Source organism: Flavobacterium sp. GW823-FHT04A11 (assembly GCF_058796535.1).
This window is the reverse complement of the sequence record NZ_CM179503.1, coordinates 264,251-284,820: the sequence shown is the minus strand read 5'-3', so window position 1 is coordinate 284,820 and position 20,570 is coordinate 264,251. Positions and strand designations below refer to the sequence as shown.

Genomic DNA, 20,570 nt, shown 5'->3' with positions numbered 1-20,570 from the left:
AACTCATGCTCGACATAAAAAATATTTCTTTTTCGTATACTGATAAACCGGTTATTAATAACGTTTCTTTTACCATAGAAAAAGGTCAGAATATTGCTATTATTGGCGAAAGTGGCTGCGGTAAAAGTACGCTGCTTAAACTTATGTATGGTTTATATGATCTTGATGAAGGTGAAATTTTTTATAATGAAAAACCGATTTTAGGTCCAAAATACAATTTGATTCCCGGAATGCCGTATATGAAATATCTGGCTCAGGATTTTGATTTATCTCCGTTTGAAACCGTGGCAGAAAATGTTGGAAAGTTTCTTTCGAATGGTTTTGCCAACATGAAAAAACTTCGTGTTCAGGAATTACTGGAAATGGTCGAAATGGATCAGTTCTCTAATGTAAAAGCAAAATTTTTAAGTGGAGGACAACAACAAAGAGTTGCCTTAGTGCGTGTTTTGGCTTTAGAGCCGGAGATAATTTTGCTGGATGAACCTTTTAGCCAGATTGATGCTTTTCGTAAAAATGCTTTGCGCAGAAATTTATTTCGATATCTAAAACAAAAAGGAATCACGGTTATTATTGCAACACACGACAGTACAGATGCTTTGTCGTTTGCAGATGAAGCAATTGTGATGCGAAACGGAGAAGTTATCATCAAAGATAATCCAACAAAAATTTATGAGAATCCTGAAACTAAATATGTGGCTTCACTTTTTGGAGAAGTAAACGAAGTTGCCACACATTTATTAGTTTCGTATGAAGATGAAACGCACAAAACGCTTGTTTATCCGCACCAGTTTAAAATGGTTCCCGATTCTAAATTGCCGGTAAAAATTAGAAGAACTTATTTTAGAGGAAATCACTATTTGATTGAATCTGTATATAAACGCCAATTAATATTTTTTGAAAGTGAAATTGATTTACCACTTGAAGAAAATGTTTTTTTAGCTTTAAATTATTTATAAGAAAACAATGCCATTAACAGTAAATTATGTTTGTGGCTTTTTAGTTTATTTCTATTTTTTTGTTTCAAAACCTGCTTTTCTTTCAATAAAAAAATTTTATCGACTTTATAATTAAACGATATTAAATTGCTAATACCGAAAAAAATAGTAATTTGTACGCTTATGTTTTAAAGTATACTTAAATTTGCAATCCAAATTTTTAACAAATAATAAAAAGAATATGTATCATTCAAAAATAGCGGGCTTAGGATATTATGTTCCTTCTAATGTTGTCACCAATGATGATTTGTCTAAAATAATGGAGACAAATGATGAATGGATTCAGGAAAGAACCGGAATTCAGGAGCGTAGACATATTATTCGTGGAGAAGATTCTACGACTATCATGGGAGTTAAAGCTGCTAAAATTGCAATAGAACGTTCTGGCGTAGCCAAAGAAGATATTGATTTTGTAGTTTTTGCTACATTAAGTCCGGATTATTATTTTCCTGGGCCGGGAGTTTTAGTGCAGCGTGATTTAGGTTTAAGAACCGTTGGAGCATTAGATGTTAGAAATCAATGTTCAGGTTTTGTGTATGCCATTTCTGTTGCAGATCAATATATTAAAACCGGAATGTATAAAAATATTTTGGTTATTGGTTCAGAAGTGCATTCAACAGGATTGGATATGACAACTCGCGGACGCGGTGTTTCGGTGATTTTTGGAGATGGAGCAGGAGCAGCTGTTTTGAGCCGTGAAGAAGATTTAACAAAAGGAATTTTGTCTACGCATTTACATTCAGAAGGACAACATGCAGAGGAATTAGCTTTGCAGGCACCGGGAATGGGAGCGCGTTGGGTAACCGATATTTTAGCTGATAATGACCCAAATGATGAAAGTTATTATCCATACATGAATGGACAATTTGTGTTTAAAAACGCAGTAGTTCGTTTTGCTGAGGTAATTAACGAAGGTTTGGAATCAAATGGTTTGCAGGTTTCAGATATTGATATGTTGATTCCGCATCAGGCAAATTTGAGAATTTCACAATTCATTCAGAATAAATTCAAATTGAGCGACGATCAGGTTCATAATAACATCCAGAAATACGGAAACACAACCGCAGCATCTATTCCAATTGCTTTAACCGAAGCGTGGGAACAAGGAAAAATAAAATCTGGAGATACTGTTGTTTTAGCTGCTTTTGGTAGCGGATTTACATGGGCAAGCGCAATTATCAAATGGTAATTTAAGTTTTGATTTATAATATTTAAAACCTGCTCTTTTTTGGAGCGGGTTTTTTTATGATTTAGTGTTTTGTTGTGTAATTTTGTCATTGCGAGGAACGAAGCAATCTCGCTAACAATTTACACAGTTGCTGAACAAAAAGAACTGCGTGTGGTTGCTTCGTTCCTCGCAATGACAAACTTTGATAAAATATCTTTTGTAAAATGAAAAAAAATCAACTTGAAATAGCCTGTTTTAATTACGAATCGGCATTGATAGCTCAGGAAAATGGTGCTGACCGAATAGAATTATGCGAGAATATGCAGCTTGGAGGAACAACACCAAATTCAATTTTAGTGGTAAAAGTTCGCGAAAGCCTGACTATTAAAATGCATGTCATTATACGACCTCGTGGTGGAAATTTCGTTTATTCTGATGAAGAACTAACCGAGATGAAGCAAGATATTAAACAGTATAAAAAACTGGGAGTTGATGGTTTTGTTTTTGGAATTTTAAAAGAGAACGGAAAGATCAATAAAAAGCAAAATCAGGAATTGGTGCATTTAGCGCATCCGCTCTCGTGTACGTTTCACCGTGCTTTTGATGTTGTTAAGGACGTCGAAAAATCTCTTGAAGATATTATTGAATGCGGTTTCAAAACAATTTTGACTTCAGGGCAGGGAATTAATGTAGAGGAAGGAATTTTTGCTTTAGAGAAAATTCAAAAATTAGCCAAAGACAGAATCGAAATTATGCCTGGCGGCGGTTTAAGATCTTCGAATATTAAATTACTTCAGGAAAAACTTGAACCTACATTTTATCATTCATCAGCCATTACAGATAAAACAGAAACAGCAAATCCGGAAGAAATAAAAGAATTAAAGAATTTTTTATAATCCAATATAAAAATAGAAAAGCCTGGAGTTGGCATACTCCAGGCTTTTCCTTTTCTACAAGAACTATTAAAATCTACTAATAAAAGAGGGATTAAAACATTCCACCGCCGCCTTTATTAGTGTTATCTTCTCTTTGTTTACGTTGCAGGTTTTTGATTTTTGCACCTCCAAAGTTATATGTTAATCCTAAATATACGGTTTGGCTTTCCCATGAAAACTGACCAGATTGCGGATAAGGATACATCGTATCAAACGCATATTTCATTGTATTGAATACGTCATTGAAACGTAAACTGATGTTCATCTTGTTGTCTAACAATGTATAACGCGAACCTATGTCCATTTTGTACATTTCATGGCTATTATTTTGCAATCCGTCAACAGCACCTCTGTAAAAACCGAATAATAAGAAGCTTAAACGTTTATTTGCCTTAAAGTTTGAGTTCATACGACCGTTGAATGCTCCAACCGTAACTTTTCTTTCAATTGGGTTGCTTGTATTTGTTGCTGCATCATATTGAAACACAACTCCTTGTTGATTAATACTTGAAAAATCAATAGATGGCTGAATATCCCACCATTTTGTAATTTTATAATTGAATGAAACCTCAAATCCAAAAGAAGTATTATGATCGTAGTTGGTAAAAGTCATAATTTGTTTGTTACCGCTTGGATCTGTTTCATCAGGATATAAAATTCTGCTAATTTGGTCATTAATGCTTCTGTAGAAAACTCCGGTTGTAAAACTTCCTTTTTCAAGTGTTTTAGTATAATTAAGCTCTACAGAGTTTGTAAATTGTGGTCTCAAATCAGGATTACCAAATGAAGTTACTAATGGTGTAGAAAACTCACGAATAGGTTTTGTCTGGTCTAAACTTGGTCTGTCTACACGACGGCTGTAGCTTAATTGTAAAGTATTTTTCTCGTTTAAGTTATAAGTCAAATAAGCAGACGGATACAATGTAAGGTAATCATCGTCAAATTTTGTTTCGCCACGATTTAAATTGGCAGCCATTTTATAACTTTCAAAACGAGCTCCTACCTGATAACTGAATTTTGTAAACTTTTGTCCAAAAGTTACATAAGCCGAGTAAATATCTGTATCATAGGTATAATTAGAAACTTGATTTTGTGTTGGATTAGTTGGATTATTTCTGTTATAATCATTATCCGTACGTGTTATTCTGGCTTCGGCACCTGCTTCAAGAGTTGTTTTAGCATTTAGCGGATTTACATAATCCACGTTTAGTGTTCCCAGTTTTCTATCGTACTCATAAAAGTCATTATAGATATCCGAGTTTACAGTGTTATTAAGCATTGTAATCTGATTGTCAAAATTTGCATTTTGAGATTCTTTGGTGTCGCTATAATTTCCTTCGAAATCTAAAGTATGACCTTCTTTTTTGAAAATATGTTTGTAGGCAAGATTGTAAGTTCCTGTTGTATTAGGTCCTTCATATCTTGATTTTTGATACATATTTGCAATACCGTCAGGCGAATTAATATAATCAATATCAGTGTTTACTAATCCAACTCCTGTTGATTTATTTTGATTGGTATAAAAAGACAAAGTGTTGAAATCATCAATTAAATAATCCATACCAATTTTGTATAAGTACGAATCGTCATCATTAACAATGTCTAACTTTTGAATAGTACTTTGATCTGCTTTTGCAATATAACCATCATTAAAATGTTTTCCGAAGTTGTTTCCAGCATTTCCAAAGAAATTTACTTTTCCGGTTTTATAATTTAAATCTAAAGACTGATTGAATTTTGCTGTTTCTCCAAAAGTAATTCCACCGCTGTAAGTTCCGTTAAAACCGTTATTTGCATTTTTATGCAAAACAATATTAATGATTCCCGACATTCCTTCAGGATTGTACTTGGCACTTGGATTTGTAATCAACTCAATTTTTTTGATAGAAGTTGATGGAATTTGTTTCAATAATTGAGCTGGATCAATATTAGAAGGACGTCCGTCAATTAATACACGTACATTATCATTTCCGCGAAGCGAAAGTTTTCCGTCCTGATCCACATTCACAGACGGAATATTATTCATAATGTCTGATGCAGAAGCTCCGGCTGTCGTCAAATCCTTACCAACATTAATTACTTTTCTGTCGATTTTTTGTTCGATTGTCGAACGTTCCGCGATAATGTTTACGCCTTTTAACTGAGTCGCTTCTTCTTCAAGAGAAACATTTACCGTTGCTGTTTTTTTGTTTTCGCTTAAAATCACAGACCCGATATATTTTCTAAATCCGATATACTGAATTTCGATAGTATAACTTTTTAACGCTAAATTTTTAATCGAAAAATCCCCATTGTCATCTGTATTTACTCCGGTAACTACTTTTCCATTTTCTTTAATAGAAACTGTCGCATAAGAAATAGGTGCATTGTTTGATTTTTCGATAATTTTTCCGGAAACAGTTCCCGAATTTTGGGCTTGTACTGTTGATATTACACCCAGTAATACGAACAGAAAGAATTTTAATTTCATAGTTTGGTACTGATTATTTGATTGATTGATGATGATTCTTGTTTGAGTAATTTTTTTTCAATGGATGAATTTAAATTTCCTATAAGACTATTTCAGCATTGATTTGTTACAAGAAATTAATAGTAAAAAAATAAATTTTTTGTAGGGGTACTGTTTTATAAGAGATTAGCAATTTAATTTTTTGATAATTTTAACAATTAAAACAGTTTGTTCTTTGAGAAATTCTAACTGTTTTATATTATTTTATATGTTTTTCATTTTCTGTATTTGATGAATAAGCAGTATCTTTGCTCACTTTAAAAAATAAGTTTACATGTCATTATCACAAATTCTTACTCCTTCTATACAAAAAGCAATACAAGCATTATTTGATGTTACTGTTGATAAAATCGAATTTCAAACTACCAGAAAAGAGTTTGAAGGCGATATTACAATGGTAATTTTTCCTTTATTGAAAGTGATTAAAAGCAATCCTGCAGAATTAGGAAATAAAATTGGAAATTATCTGGTTGAAAATGTTACTGAAGTGGCACGCTTTAACGTAGTTTCAGGCTTTTTGAATATTGTAATTGCGGATAGTTATTATTTGAATTTCTTTAATGAAATAAAAGACAATTCTAAATTTGGATATGTAACTCCTGATCCTGATGATAAGGCAATTATGGTCGAATATTCTTCGCCAAACACCAATAAACCGTTGCATTTAGGTCACGTTCGTAATAATTTATTAGGATATTCTGTTGCTGAAATTATTAAAGCATCGGGTAAAAAAGTTTACAAAACTCAGATCATCAACGATCGTGGAATTCATATATGCAAATCAATGCTGGCGTGGGAAAAATTTGGAAACGGTGAAACTCCGGAAAGTTCAAATTTAAAAGGTGATAAACTTGTAGGTAAATATTATGTTGAATTTGATAAGGCTTATAAAGCTGAAATCAATCAATTGATAGAAACCGGAAAAACAGAAGAAGAGGCTAAAAAACAAGCGCCAATCATTGTTGAAGCGCAGGATATGCTGAAAAAATGGGAAGCCGGAGATGAGAAAGTTATTGCACTTTGGAAGAAAATGAACGAATGGGTTTATGAAGGTTTTGCCACAACGTATACAAATCTTGGAGTTAATTTTGATAAATATTACTACGAAAGCAATACGTATTTACTAGGAAAAGATGTAGTTCAGGTCGGTCTTGATAAAGGTGTTTTTGAAAAAGATCCTGATGGTTCAGTTTGGATTGATTTAACGGATGAAGGTTTAGATCGTAAAATTGTTTTGCGTTCTGACGGAACTGCAGTTTATATGACTCAGGATATCGGAACTGCTATTCAGCGTGTAAAAGATATGCCGGATGTTGGCGGAATGGTTTATACGGTTGGAAACGAGCAGGATTATCATTTTAAAGTTTTGTTCTTAATCCTGAAAAAATTAGGTTTTGACTGGGCTTCAAGCTTGTACCATTTATCATACGGAATGGTTGATCTACCTTCCGGAAAAATGAAAAGCCGTGAAGGAACTGTTGTAGATGCTGATGATTTGATGCAGGATATGACAGATACTGCTAAACAAATTTCTGAAGATTTAGGAAAACTTGACAGTTATTCTGCCGAAGAAAAAGCTAAATTGTACAAAACAATTGGTCTTGGAGCTTTGAAATATTACATTTTAAAAGTAGATCCAAAAAAACGTATTTTATTTAATCCGGAAGAATCTGTTGATTTTGCCGGAAATACTGGTCCGTTTATTCAGTATACATACGCGAGAATTCAGTCAATCATTCGTAAAGCTGATTTTGATTTTTCGGCTAAAACAAATACAGAAGAATTACACGAAAAAGAAAAAGAACTGGTAAAACAAATCGAACTTTTCCCCGAAGTAATTCAAAATGCGGCACAAAATCATAGTCCGGCTTTAATTGCCAATTATACCTATGATTTGGTAAAAGAATACAATTCCTTCTATCAATCCGTTCATATTTTAGGTGAAACTGATTTAACAAAAAAAATATTCAGAGTTCAGTTGTCTCAAAAAGTAGCTGAAGTTATTAAATCTGCCTTTACTTTATTAGGAATTGAAGTTCCGGAGAGAATGTAAGAAGAAATAATTTTATACTTAAAGCCGATAGTTCCTTAGAATTATCGGCTTTTTTTGTGGCAAAATTTAAAATTCAATACTTCTCTTTATTTGTATGTTGCTGTTAATTAGTTGTTTAATTTTGGTAGTTTAATTTTTTTGTAGTAAATTTATTATATGACTAAATAGTTCTGCTTAAGGGAACTTATTTTTTATTTTTAACTATTTTGAATTAGTAAGCTTTTAGTAAAAATAGAGGATGAAACCGTTTGAAACTGGTGTTTTAGACGGTTTTTTTGTTTTGAAAAAATTGCTAATATTTATAATTCTTTTTAATTAATTGTGTTAAAACAATTATTGTTACGTGGTAAAAGAAAGTAAATTCGTCGTTTTAAATTGTTAAATACTACTAAAATATTGTTAAAATTGTTATTTTTTAATAATTTGCATGAATAACCTTAAACAATAATAGTAATGAAACAAAAATTAAAAGGATTTGTAATACTTCTTTTTATGCTATCGCAAATAGCATTTTCACAAGAAAGAACTGTTTCAGGAATTGTTTCTGATAACACCGGGATGCCAATTCCAGGTGTTACAGTATCAGTTAAAGGAACAAACAATACAACACAAACTGATTTTGATGGTAAGTACTCTATAAAGGCTTCACCGAATCAAATTTTGCTATTTACCTACATTGGTATGAAAGCCAATGAAGAACCCGCATCTTCAACAACAGTTAATGCAAAATTGGTTGGAGATGCCTTAGAACTTGAAGGTGTAGTTGTGGTGGCTTTTGGAACTCAGAAAAAATCTGAAATCACGGGAGCAGTTACTAAAATTGACGCTAAGGCATTAGAAAACACTCAGGCTTCAAATGCAATTCAATCTTTAACCGGTAAAGTTGCGGGGGTACAAATTAGTGCTAATTCCGGACAACCCGGAGATCCGCCTCAGGTAAGATTTAGAGGTATTGGATCTATTTCATCATCAAACGCACCACTTTATGTTGTAGATGGTTTTCCATATAATGGAGACATAAATGCTATAGCAACCCAGGATATCGAATCTATAAGTTTCCTGAAAGATGCCTCATCAAATGCGCTATATGGTAGCAGAGGAGCAAACGGGGTTATTATTGTTACTACAAAAAAAGGAAAAAAAGGGAAATTAAAAGTCACTTACGAAACTAAAATTGGGGTTAACTCAAGAGCTGTTCCTGAATATGACATGATTACTGATCCTGGAGATTATTACAAAACAGTTTATAATAGGATAAGAAATGGTTTAATCTATGCGGGTGAAACACCTACAGATGCATCAACTATTGCAGCAGAGAACTTAATTGTTGGAGACACTTATTCTTTGGGTTATAACAATTATAATGTACCTAATGATCAGGTGATAAATCCTGCAACAGGACAACTTAATCCTAATGCCAGATTATTATATCATGATGATTGGGCTAAGGAATTGTTCAGAGATGCAACCAGAACAGAGCATTTTTTGAGCTTATCAACCAGTACAGATAATCTTAGTTCTTATTTATCTGTAGGTTATCTTAAAGATAATGGTTACACAATCAACTCAAACTTTAAACGCGCAACTGTTAGAGCAAATGTAGATTACAATGTTAACAGTAAAATAAAAATTGGTACAAATCTAAACTTTGCCAACACAGACCAAAATGCACCAATATCTCAGGTAGGATCTGCGACTTATAGTAACTTGTTTAGCTGGGCAAGAAATATTGCACCAATTTATCCGGTATGGCAAAGGGATGCTAGTGGAAATATAGTAAATGACTCAGATGGTGAAAGAGTTTATGATTTTAATCAGTCAGGAGACCGTCCGTATGGAGCAAATCTTAACCCTTATGGAACAACTTTATTGAATACAAATTTAAACGAAGAGAATAAATTTGGTGCCAGAGGGTATGTTTCTATAGACTTCTTAAAAGATTTTAATTTCAGATACAATCTTGGATATGATTTATTGGCAGGATATTATTTAAATACAACTACCGGTGAAGGTGGAGATGATGCGGGTGTTAATGGTCGAAATTCAACAGCAACATCAAATGATTATACGATAACAAATCAACAGCTTTTGTCATGGAAAAAAACAATAGGAAGTCATACACTTGATATCCTTGTTGGACATGAATCGTCTGATTATAAATCAAAAATGTTAGCGGGTCAAAAATCCGGTGCTGTTATACCTAATTTGCCTATTTTAAGTAACGCAACAAAGTATGTATATGTTGACGGATACAACGATCTTTATAATGTAGAAGGTTATTTTTCAAGGTTAAACTACAATTACAAAGAAAAATATTTTATTAATGGTAGTTTCAGAAGAGACGGATCTTCAGTATTTGCACCAGAAAACAGATGGGGTAATTTCTATGGTTTTGGAGCGGCCTGGTCGATAATGAAGGAATCCTTTTTCCCAAAATCAAAAGTAATTACAGATTTAAGAATAAAAGGTAGTTACGGTGAACAAGGAAATGATAATATATTTTATCCGGCAACCTCTCAAATAAGCCATCGTTCTTATTTTGGAAGCGCAAGGAATTATTATGCTTACCAAACCCAATATGAAATAGTACCAGATGCGGATGGAAACGCAAGTGTCCTTACAGTATATCAGGGAAACAGAGACATTAAATGGGAAAAATCAGCCAATATGAATGTTGGATTTGAAATTGAATTATTCAACAGAGTAAATATAGAAGCTGAATATTTCGAGAGAAAAGTAAGTGATTTGATCTACAATCGTCCAAATTCGCCATCATCAGGAGTTTCATTTGTTACAGAAAATGTAGGTGATATGAATAACAAAGGTGTAGAGATTAATCTAGGAATCGATGTTATTAAAACAGAAGATATCGACTTTAACATTTGGGTTAACGGAACTCATTACAAAAATGAAGTTACATCATTGCCTAAGCCATTTACAAACGGAATTTTTCGTTTTGAAGAAGGAGCCCCGGCTTATGCTTTTTATTTAAGGAAATTTGCAGGTGTCGATAAAACGAATGGAGATGCATTATGGTATATGGATGTAAAAGATGCTTCTGGAAATGTAACGGGAACTACCACTACAAATGTGTATGGAAATTCTACGCAATATTTAAGTGATAAAGATGCAAATCCGGATGTGTATGGTGGATTTGGAACTATTTTCAGATATAAAAACATAACATTCCAAGCCAGTTTTGCCTATCAATTTGGAGGATATATGTTTGATGGTGTTTATCAAACCGCAATGTATTCCGGTTCAGATAATATTGGTCAAAACTATCATAAAGATGTACAAAAAGCCTGGTCTGTGGATAATCCAAATTCTGACATTCCGAGAATTGATCACATTTCAACACTACAAATGTCAGCTTCAGATTATTTCTTAATCAAATCCGACTATTTAAGTATACAGGATGCTTCCATATCGTATGATTTTAAAAATAGCAGACTTGAAGATCTTGGAATTCAATCTACAAAATTTAGTTTAATGGGTTCTAATCTGGCCTTATGGTCTGAAAGAAAAGGTATGGATCCGAGGTTAAATAACTTAGGATCCAGAACGAACAATGGGCAATCTTTAAATGTGTATGGAGTTATGAGAACTATTTCATTTGGTTTAACAGTAAATTTTTAAGAACATGAGAAAATTAATTATACTTACATTATCATTGTTCATATTCGCAAGTTGTGAGGATGATTTTTTGGACACAGTACCAGAATCAACTATTAATGACGAACAGCTTGCGACATCTGCTGCTGCAAACGCGGCAATTATAAATGGAGTTTATTCTGCCCTCAGATCATATGGATTGTCTGTAGCGGGTAATCATGAAGATTATGGACATAAATCAATACTTGCAGCGACAGATATGATGTCGAATGACATGCTAATGACTAAATCGAGCTGGTATGGATCTTTTTATAATTATTTAGGAAGGCAGCAAACAAATAGCAGATCACGATTAGCGTGGAGTATCTATTATCCACAGATTAAAACACTAAATGTGGTATTAACTGCTATCCCGACTGAAGCTGCAACAGACAATGACTTAAAGAAAATCAGAGGAGAGGCTTTAGCTTTAAGAGGTTATTTTTATTTTATGTTAGCACGTATGTATGGGCCAACGTATATTGGAAACGAAGATGAACTTTCTGTACCACTCTATACTCAGGTAACATTAGAAGGAGCACCAAGAGCAACAGTTACTGAAGTTTATACTGTAATTGAAAATGACCTATTAGAATCTATTCAATTATTAGAAGGAATTCCTGGTTCAGGAACCAATGCTGTAAATCAAAGTGTTGCAAAAGCATTTTTAGCTGATGTTTATCTTGAAATGGGTAAATATGCCGAAGCTGCTCCTCTTGCACATGCTGCCAGACAAGATTATCCATTGTTGTCCCAAAGTGTATGGTTAAATGGTTTTTATGATCTTACACTTAATAGTGATACGATGTGGGGTGCAACCATAACTTCTGCACAAAGTAGTTTTGTGGCCAGTTTCTTTTCTCATTTTGACAACACAAATATGGATGGATATGCCGGAGGATTAGAGATTTATAAAAATATAGACAAAAATCTATATAACAGCATATCAAATACAGATTTTAGAAAAACGGTATTCGTAGCACCAGGTGGAAACGCAACTTATCCTGCATTGCCGGAATATGCCAATACAAAGTTTAGAGATCCAACTGTGGATTCAGGGGATTATATATATCTGAGATCAGCTGCGACGTACTATATAGAAGCAGAAGCTCTTGCCAGATCAGGAAATGAACCGGCAGCGAGACAAGTTTTATATGATATAACAATTACAAGAGATCCGGCATATGTTCTATCTACAAAAAGCGGTACGGCTTTAAGAGATGAAATCATTCTTCAAAAACGAATTGAATTATGGGGAGAAGGATATGCATGGTTCGATATGAAACGTTTAGGAGTCGCTCTTACAAGAGATTATCCGGGTTCTAATCATCCTGCCTTTGGAAAATTCAATATTCCTGCGGGAGATAACAGATTTATATTTCAGGTTCCGCAAGCTGAAATAGATGCTAATCCATTAATTGAACAAAGCCCTTTGTAAAATTATTTAGGTAAATAAAAAAAGCCGATAGTTCTAAAACTATCGGCTTTTTTCTAACTAACTAAAATATTTTTACTTTACAAACTTGTTGATAATCGCATCAGTTTCTGCTTTTGTGGCGTCTGGTTTTAAATCAAACAAAAGAGAATAAAGCGCTTTTCTATCTACTTTAGCTTCTAAATTTAAGTCTTGATGTCTGTCAAAAAGAGTTTGCCATTTGTCGCGAACATTTTTCCAAAGTGCATTGTTTGCTGCCCACCATTTTTGAGCAGCGATACATTTAATATCCGGAACTTTAGTATACACATCCATTCCTTTTTCTTCTGCTAATAAAACATCTTTTCCGCTGTCATCTCTAATAAGTTTAGCGTTGTCTTGTTCGTGATTCCAGCCTGTAGCGGTAATTTCGTGAATATTTCTTCTTTTTAAAACATTATAATCATTACGTTTTGTTTGCTCTCTTCTAGGTAGAGGAGCATCAGCAACATTTGACCAGTAATCTTCTCCGTCAACATGTACCCAAGTCGAAGAACCTTCATATCTTGGACTATCATCTACCTGATACACTTTTTGAGTCCATTGACCTTTAACTGCTTTTTTGTCTAATTTTTTATATTTCCAGGAAGTTCCTTTATCAAATGAATACAAATCTGTGTTTTCATACAGCCAGTCTTGTCTCCAGTGTTTGATAATCATATCATCACTAACAATTAATAAATGCTGCATTACAATTTTATTTGGAGTGTCTTCTAATAATTCTACCCATTCTAAAGCAGATTCATGTTTAGTCTCTGAAGGTTTGTAAGTAAGACTATCCTTAGGATATTGAAAAGTTTCTGTAAAATTAAATTTCACTTCATAACAACCACACATCGATTTAATTGATTTGATGTCTTGTTGTTTTTTATCCTGACTAAAGCCAAGACTGCATGTCAAAGCCATAATGGCTGAAAAATAGAGACTTTTTGTAATCATAACTTATTATTTTGATTTTAAAATTTTTTGCAAATATATGATTTTTATTTAGAACAAATAAAAATAGTTTCTATATTTGCGCCATTATTAAGAATCAATAAAAATAATGAAAATTAAAATTACGCTATTTACAGTACTTGTTTTTTGCCAAATTTCTGTTGCACAGGAAAAAGATACAACGGCTGTAAATAAACTTTCAGAAGTCGTTGTTACAGGTCAATTTGAACCTCAGTCTATAAAAAAATCAGTTTTTAATGTTCGTGTGATTTCTAAAGAAAATATAAAGCAGCTGGCTGCAAATAATTTGGCAGATGTTTTAAATCAGTATTTGAATATAAGTGTGACATCAAATGGTGATGATGGACGTTCAAAAGTTTCTATGTTTGGATTAGATGCACAGTATTTTAAAATTTTGGTTGATAATATACCTCTAGTAAGTGATACAGGAATGGGTACAAATGTAGATTTAACACAGGTGAATCTTGATGATGTTGAACGTATCGAAATAATTGAAGGCTCGATGGGAGTAACTCACGGAGCAAATGCTGTAACTGGTATCTTAAATATTATTACTAAAAAAGGAGGCGGTTATAAATGGCAGATAAGTGCAACTGTTCAGGAAGAAACGGTGGGGAAGGAGTTTGCATTTTTTGATAAAGGCCGTCATATTCAATCAGCTAAAATTGGTCATAATTTTAATGAAAATTGGTTTGTAAATATTGGAGGGAATCGCAATGTAATGGCAGGTTACTATGATAACATGCAAGGAAAAGATTACGACAAAAATGATGGATTTAGAGGATACACGCAGCTTCCAAAAGAACAATTGGTAGGAAATGCTATTTTGGGCTATCAAAAAAATGCTTTTAGAATTTTTTACAAATTTGATTATTATGGTGAAGATGTCCACTACTACAGTCCAATTGTAAATATACAAGATAATTATCCATTTGCTGATACATATTTTTCTAGAGACAAAAGATACATAACTAATCGTTACTACCACCATTTAAATGCTAGTGGAAATCTTTTTTCGAAACTAAAGTATAATGTTTCGGTTTCTCAACAGAAACAAGAACGTGATTTAGAGAATTTCGTTTATCATATAGATACAAAACAAGAAGTTGACAACAAAAGAGATACTTATCAATCAAAAGAGGTATTTTATTCTACAGGAGCATTGAGCAATTTCTTTGATAATAAAAATGTGGACTTTCAACTTGGTTATGAAATTACAAACGAGAATGGTTTTTATGATTCTTCTGTAGGAGCTTTTAGAAATGATAATCAGCAGGGCGTAGATATTAGAAAAAGACTTGAGAATTATGATATTTATTCGGTTGCCGAAATAAGTATAAATAATAAATTCTCAATTCGTCCAGGACTTCGATTTTCATTTCAAAGCGCTTTTGACAATCAATATGCAAGTTCTTTAGGTTTAAGATATCTTTTTGATAAAGGACTAGAGGCAAGAGCTTCTTTGGGTAAATCTTATCGTACTCCAAACTTTGATGAATTGTATACTTATTTTGTAGATTCAAACCATAACATGCAGGGAAATGCAGATTTGATTCCTGAAACAAGTACTTCTTATGAATTTAGCTTAAAAAGAGCTTGTACTTTTGATTCTGGTGCTCAAATCTCGAACAACTTAGCTGTTACATATTTGGATGTTGATGATAGAATTGATCTAGTTACAATACAGGTTAACCCTCTGCATTATAAATATGTTAATATCAACAAATATAAAATGTGGAATATTTCTACAGTTGAACAATATACTTATAAAAACTGGAATGTAATGTTAGGAGCAGCCGTAGTTGGAATTTCAAGGAAACTTGATTTGGCTGCTGAAAACTTAGTATCTGATGATAAATTTTTCTATTCGTTTCGATTAAATTCCAGCATCTCTTATAATATACCAAAATGGAATACTCTTTTAGCAGTTTTCTATAAATATAATGGACAACAGCAACAGTATGTTGCAGGGACAGGTACTGATGGAAAAGCTGGTTTCTTTCTGGCTGAAATGCAGCCTTATAGCTGGATGGATGCTTCTATTCGAAAATCACTTTTTAAAAATCAATTTGAAGTCACTGTGGGAGCTAGAAACTTGTTTGATGTTACTAGTCTGCAATCTGTTCAAAATGGAGGCGGCGACGCATCTGGAGGAGTTCACGGAGGCACAAGCACTGACATGATGTTAGGGTATGGCCGATCTTACTTCTTAAAACTTACGTATAACCTAAATTTTAATTAATATATATAAATACCATGAAAAAGAACTTTATTTTAATTCTTTCTTTCGTATTACTAGCTTTTACAGCTTGTAATAATGACGATAATGAAACGGTAGCTGTTAATACAGTTGCTTTTGCTGCAACTTCAGTAAATTTAACTGCTGCTGCAACTCCAATAGAGATAAAATTTGCGTCTCCTACAGCTGCTGCAGGATCTGTAACTTTATCATTTGTTGAAACTGCTGTTGCTAGTGGCACTGATTTTACTACTTTACCAGCTGCTGCTGGAAAAACGATTGTAATTCCATTTGAAAAAAATGTATCATCTGTCTCTTTTACTTTTAATAAGTTAAAAGATGCTATAGAAGGTGAAGTAAAAAATGTAGTTTTCACTATTACAAGTGCTACTATCAATACTACAATTGCAGAAAACAAAACTATTCAGGTAAACTTTAACGAAACTGCTTCTTTAGGAAATGCATTAGCTCCGGGAGTTGGTGGTCCAACAGAGCCAAATCAGGTTTTTGTTGATTTAAGTAGTGGAAAAATGACTGCGGTTCCTAGAGTTTCATGGGATTTAGGATTCTACTCTGGAACAGATTTTAGAGTAATAATAAATCACACTGTAAGAATGTCTGCTAAACAAACGACTAGTGTAAATATTGATGAGGTTCAAGCAGAAGATGCGACTATGCTTGTTAATGGTAATGGAAGTACTACTCAAGTTGACGATCCGGCTGGAGATCTTACTAAAACAGCTATTGCAGTAATTTCTGCAACAGATGCTGATAATAAAGTATATGTAATTAATATGGGTAGTAATCCGGGAACAACTGATCCGAAAGTTGGATCTGAAGGTACAGGTACTGGTCCTTCTAGAGGATGGAAAAAAGTTAGAATTTTAAGAAACGGTAATGATTATAAAGTTCAGTATGCTGATATTGCAGCTACAACTCATGAAGAAATCATTGTTTCAAAAAACACAGCGTATAACTTTACTTTCTTAAGTTTATTAGATAAGAAAACAGTTAGTGTAGAGCCTCAAAAAACACAGTGGGATATTAGTTTCACAAGTTTTACTAATACAACTTCAATGGGAGCAGGTTTAGTTCCTTATAATTTTGCAGACTTCGTTTTAAATAACGTTAAAGGTGGTGCAAAAACTTACCAGGTACTTACAACAGATTTTGCATATGATGGTTTCACATTAGCAAATGTTGACAACGCTAAATTTACAGACGATCAAAGGAATATCGGTTCAAATTGGAGAGGAACTACAGGAGGAACTGATGCAAATGGCAATCCTGTTTCTTTATTTGTAGCAAGAACAGATCGTTTCTTTGTGGTTAAAGATCCAGCAGGGAACGTTTATAAAGTAAGATTTACAGCAGGTGTAAACGCAGCTGGTGAAAGAGGCAATCCTACATTCCAATACGCTATTTTAAAATAATTGATAAAAAATCAAAAGAAAATACAGATTATTTCATTCTACTATATGATGTTTTTCATCAAAATCTAGTTAATCATTAGCTTTGTTTTTTTTATTTTTTTTGAGAGAGGTCAGATTTATCTGACCTCTTTTTTTATTGTTAAAATCAACGATAGATTAATGTTTAATCCTATATTTGCACGTGTTTTTTATAAGGAATTAACAAGAATGGAGAACATGTTCTTGTGTGTTTATTCTTCAAAATTTATAACTACTAAGTGAATACAAAATCATATTTTTTTCAGTCTTTTGCTATTGTAGCATTGGCATTTATAGCTTTCATAGGGTTTAAACAGGTTTTGCCGAATAAAATTTTTTCGGACAGTAAAATCGATTCTAAAAACGTACTTATAGACAGTTTGCTTTTAGAGTCGGTGGCCAATGATTCTTTATCTGAAGAAAGCGACAGTATTGCCGAAATCGAAAGACAGGAAGCACAGGAAAATATCACTTTTGATGCAACTCAGGGCATTGAATTTCCTTCTGAAACTTTCGAAAACTACAAGGGATATCAATACCTGATTTCTTTTTATGAGAAACTATATCAGCTGGAAAAAAATCCGCAGGCAAAAGTAAGGATTGCTTATTATGGCGATTCTATGACCGATGGTGACTTAATTGTTCAGGATGTTCGAAATAATTATCAGGAACGTTTTGGTGGAAATGGAGTTGGATTTGTTTCCATCACTTCAGAATCTGCAGCATCAAGAGGATCTATAAAATCAGTATATTCTAAAAACTGGAAAACACAATCGTACTTAAATGTAAAAAGACCAACAAGTCCTTTTGGAGTAAACGGACATGTTTTTTTTGCTAATGATATTAAAAATCCAACCTGGATACAATTCGAAGCCGGATTGAACAAACATGTTTCGACTTTGGATAATCCAACTTTATATTACGGAAAGTCACATCGAAGAGGAAACGTCAATTTTATTATCGGAAAAGATACATTGCGAAAAACGCTTTCTCCGAATAATTTAGTGAACACTTTAAAAGTAACTTCGGGAAGTATAAAAGCGTTTAAAGCCAATTTTGTTCAGGCAGATTCCATTCCTATTTATGGTTTTAATTTCGATAACGGAAGCGGAGTTCACGTAGACAACTTCTCTCAAAGAGGCAATTCAGGATTGCCAATATCGATGTTTAATGCTGATGTGATGCAGTCTTTCAATAACAGCTTAAAATATGATTTGGTTATTTTGCATTACGGAACTAATGTTTTAAATTACGGAACTAAAAATTATTCCTGGTATGAAAAAGGAATGAAGAAAACCGTCAATAAAATCAAGGAATCTTTTCCGGGAGTTTCTATTTTAATTGTTTCCACAGCTGATAAATCGACCAAATATGATTTGGAAATGAAAACAGATTCTGCTGTAGTTCCTTTAATGAAAGCCCAAAAAAGATATGCTCTTGAAACAGAATCGGGCTTTGTAAATTTATATACCCTGATGGGTGGAGACGGTTCGATGGTAAAATGGGTTGATGAAGCGCCGGCCAGAGCCAATAAAGATTATACGCATTTTAACCAGCGTGGTGCAAAAGCTATTGGTAATTTATTGTATGGCCAGTTAAATAAAGGATACGAACAATATAAGGAGCTGCGCGAAAAACGCGATGTTGCCAATAAACCAAAAACAGTCAGAAAAGCGAAAGCAGATTCTCTCTCTGTTAAAAAAGATAGTCTAAATGAATAAACTTATTATCCTCTTTTGTTGTCTTTTTTTCTCTGTAAACAATCAGGCGCAAAAGTCAGTTTCACTTTTAATAACTAACAAAATGATTAGTAAAATCGACAGCGCAACGATTGAATCCTATACTGGAAATCACATTTATAATGCACAAGTATTAGAAAGAGTTTTTAAGAGATTAAAAGAAAATGAAGGCGATAATAAACAAAAAATAAACATTGTACATATTGGTGATTCTCATATTCAGGGGGATTTAATGACCAATAAAATTAGAAAGCTTTTACAGCAGCAATTTGGAAATGCAGGAAGAGGATTTGTTTTTCCGTATCAATTGGCCAAAACAAACGGTTCTTACAACGAAAGATTTTATTCGAACAGAACCTGGGAAAGTTACAGAAATATTCTGCCGCAAAAAAACAAACCGGTTGGTTTAAGCGGAATCGGACTTTGGAGAGATAATGGCGGTTTTGCTGTACAATTAAATATAAAAGATCCGGCGTATAAATTCAACTCCATTCATATTATTACGCCGCAAAACCAGAATATGTTTGATTTGGCAATATCGTCTCAAACCAATATTATTCAATCGACGGAACGAAAAGTGGTGACTCATAAGATTAAAAAAGGAGAAGCTATTTCTGTAATTGCAGATAAATACAATGTTTCAATTGTGGAAATCAGAAAAGCAAATAATCTGAAATCCAATAACATTCGTGCGGGAAGAATTTTGAAAATTCCAACAAACGAAACAAAACCTAAAGAGATTAAAAGTTCAGAGTTTGTTCCGTTAACGCTTGCGGCTGATTCTTTCTCTCATTATTATAAATCAGAAAAAGCATTAGATAAAATTTACCTGATTCCGAATAAAAGTGCATCAGAGTTTGAACTTAACGGACTTGTTCTGGAGAAAGATGCGCCTGGAATAACCTATAGCGGAATTGGCGTAAACGGTGCTAAATTTTCAGACTACAATAAATATCCTTTGTTTTTTGAACAATTAAAAGCGTTACAGCCAGACATGTTGATTTTTTCGCTTGGTACAAATGAAAGTTATGACAACATGGAGGCCTCAGCTTATATCAGACAGCTACGCGAATTTATTAGCAATTTGAAAGAACAAAAAATAGACGTTCCGATACTCGTTATGACGCCGCCGCCATCGCTGCACAGAGGAAGAAAGCCAAATGTTTATGTTAAAGAATACGCAGAACGAATTAATAGTGTTGCAGAAAAAGATGATTTTGCAGTTTGGGATTTATACGATGAATTTGGAGGTATAAGCGGAGTTAGAGCTTTAAGAGCAGAAGGATTAATAGGTCCGGATTTCGTTCATTATTCTAAAAAAGGATATGAAAAACAAGCAAAACTGTTTACAGAAGCATTTTTAAAAGCATACGATAATTTTAAATCAAAAAAATAA

Annotated in this window: 12 protein-coding genes; 10 read left to right on the top strand and 2 right to left on the bottom strand. The window is 33.3% G+C overall.

The annotated features are described in order from the left end of the window. The first annotated feature begins 5 nt into the window (after positions 1–5). The 3 genes from AC3QL1_RS01335 to AC3QL1_RS01325 all read left to right on the top strand — a co-directional run bounded on the left by AC3QL1_RS01335 (position 6) and on the right by AC3QL1_RS01325 (position 3,059). Positions 6–956, top strand: a complete 951-nt coding sequence (locus AC3QL1_RS01335; RefSeq protein WP_492494482.1) for an ABC transporter ATP-binding protein — start codon at positions 6–8, stop codon at positions 954–956. A 220-nt stretch (positions 957–1,176) separates the two neighbouring features. After that, the gene (locus AC3QL1_RS01330) at positions 1,177–2,184 is read left to right on the top strand and encodes a 3-oxoacyl-ACP synthase III family protein (RefSeq protein ID WP_492494480.1); all 1,008 of its coding nucleotides are present in this window, start codon (positions 1,177–1,179) and stop codon (positions 2,182–2,184) included. Positions 2,185–2,387: 203 nt separating this feature from the next. Beyond that, entirely contained in the window at positions 2,388–3,059 is a 672-nt protein-coding gene (locus tag AC3QL1_RS01325) for a copper homeostasis protein CutC (protein WP_492494478.1), read from the top strand. A gap of 91 nt (positions 3,060–3,150) precedes the next feature. Here AC3QL1_RS01325 and AC3QL1_RS01320 read toward each other — a convergent pair whose 3' ends face one another. Next, complete coding sequence (locus AC3QL1_RS01320) at positions 3,151–5,568, bottom strand: TonB-dependent receptor (protein WP_492494476.1); 2,418 nt, start codon at positions 5,566–5,568, stop codon at positions 3,151–3,153. 313 nt (positions 5,569–5,881) lie between these two features. Between AC3QL1_RS01320 and argS the strand changes: the two genes are divergently transcribed. The 3 genes from argS to AC3QL1_RS01305 all read left to right on the top strand — a co-directional run bounded on the left by argS (position 5,882) and on the right by AC3QL1_RS01305 (position 12,752). Then, positions 5,882–7,660, top strand: a complete 1,779-nt coding sequence (gene argS, locus AC3QL1_RS01315) for an arginine--tRNA ligase (RefSeq protein ID WP_492494475.1) — start codon at positions 5,882–5,884, stop codon at positions 7,658–7,660. 453 nt (positions 7,661–8,113) lie between these two features. After that, on the top strand, positions 8,114–11,299 hold the full coding sequence (locus tag AC3QL1_RS01310) for a SusC/RagA family TonB-linked outer membrane protein (RefSeq protein ID WP_492494473.1): 3,186 nt from the start codon (positions 8,114–8,116) through the stop codon (positions 11,297–11,299). A 4-nt stretch (positions 11,300–11,303) separates the two neighbouring features. Then, positions 11,304–12,752, top strand: a complete 1,449-nt coding sequence (locus tag AC3QL1_RS01305; protein WP_492494471.1) for a RagB/SusD family nutrient uptake outer membrane protein — start codon at positions 11,304–11,306, stop codon at positions 12,750–12,752. A 72-nt stretch (positions 12,753–12,824) separates the two neighbouring features. Here AC3QL1_RS01305 and AC3QL1_RS01300 read toward each other — a convergent pair whose 3' ends face one another. Next, a complete protein-coding gene (locus AC3QL1_RS01300) occupies positions 12,825–13,727 on the bottom strand; it encodes a DUF6607 family protein (protein WP_492494470.1) in 903 nt (300 codons plus the stop codon). 106 nt (positions 13,728–13,833) lie between these two features. On the opposite strand from AC3QL1_RS01300, the gene AC3QL1_RS01295 reads away from it, so the two are divergent. The 4 genes from AC3QL1_RS01295 to AC3QL1_RS01280 all read left to right on the top strand — a co-directional run bounded on the left by AC3QL1_RS01295 (position 13,834) and on the right by AC3QL1_RS01280 (position 20,570). Then, positions 13,834–15,987: a TonB-dependent receptor plug domain-containing protein gene (locus AC3QL1_RS01295; protein WP_492494468.1), complete on the top strand. Its 2,154-nt coding sequence runs from the start codon at positions 13,834–13,836 to the stop codon at positions 15,985–15,987. A gap of 14 nt (positions 15,988–16,001) precedes the next feature. Beyond that, a complete protein-coding gene (locus AC3QL1_RS01290; protein WP_492494466.1) occupies positions 16,002–17,417 on the top strand; it encodes an HmuY family protein in 1,416 nt (471 codons plus the stop codon). 257 nt (positions 17,418–17,674) lie between these two features. Then, the gene (locus tag AC3QL1_RS01285) at positions 17,675–19,156 is read left to right on the top strand and encodes an SGNH/GDSL hydrolase family protein (RefSeq protein ID WP_492494464.1); all 1,482 of its coding nucleotides are present in this window, start codon (positions 17,675–17,677) and stop codon (positions 19,154–19,156) included. A gap of 82 nt (positions 19,157–19,238) precedes the next feature. After that, on the top strand, positions 19,239–20,570 hold the full coding sequence (locus AC3QL1_RS01280; protein ID WP_492494462.1) for a GDSL-type esterase/lipase family protein: 1,332 nt from the start codon (positions 19,239–19,241) through the stop codon (positions 20,568–20,570).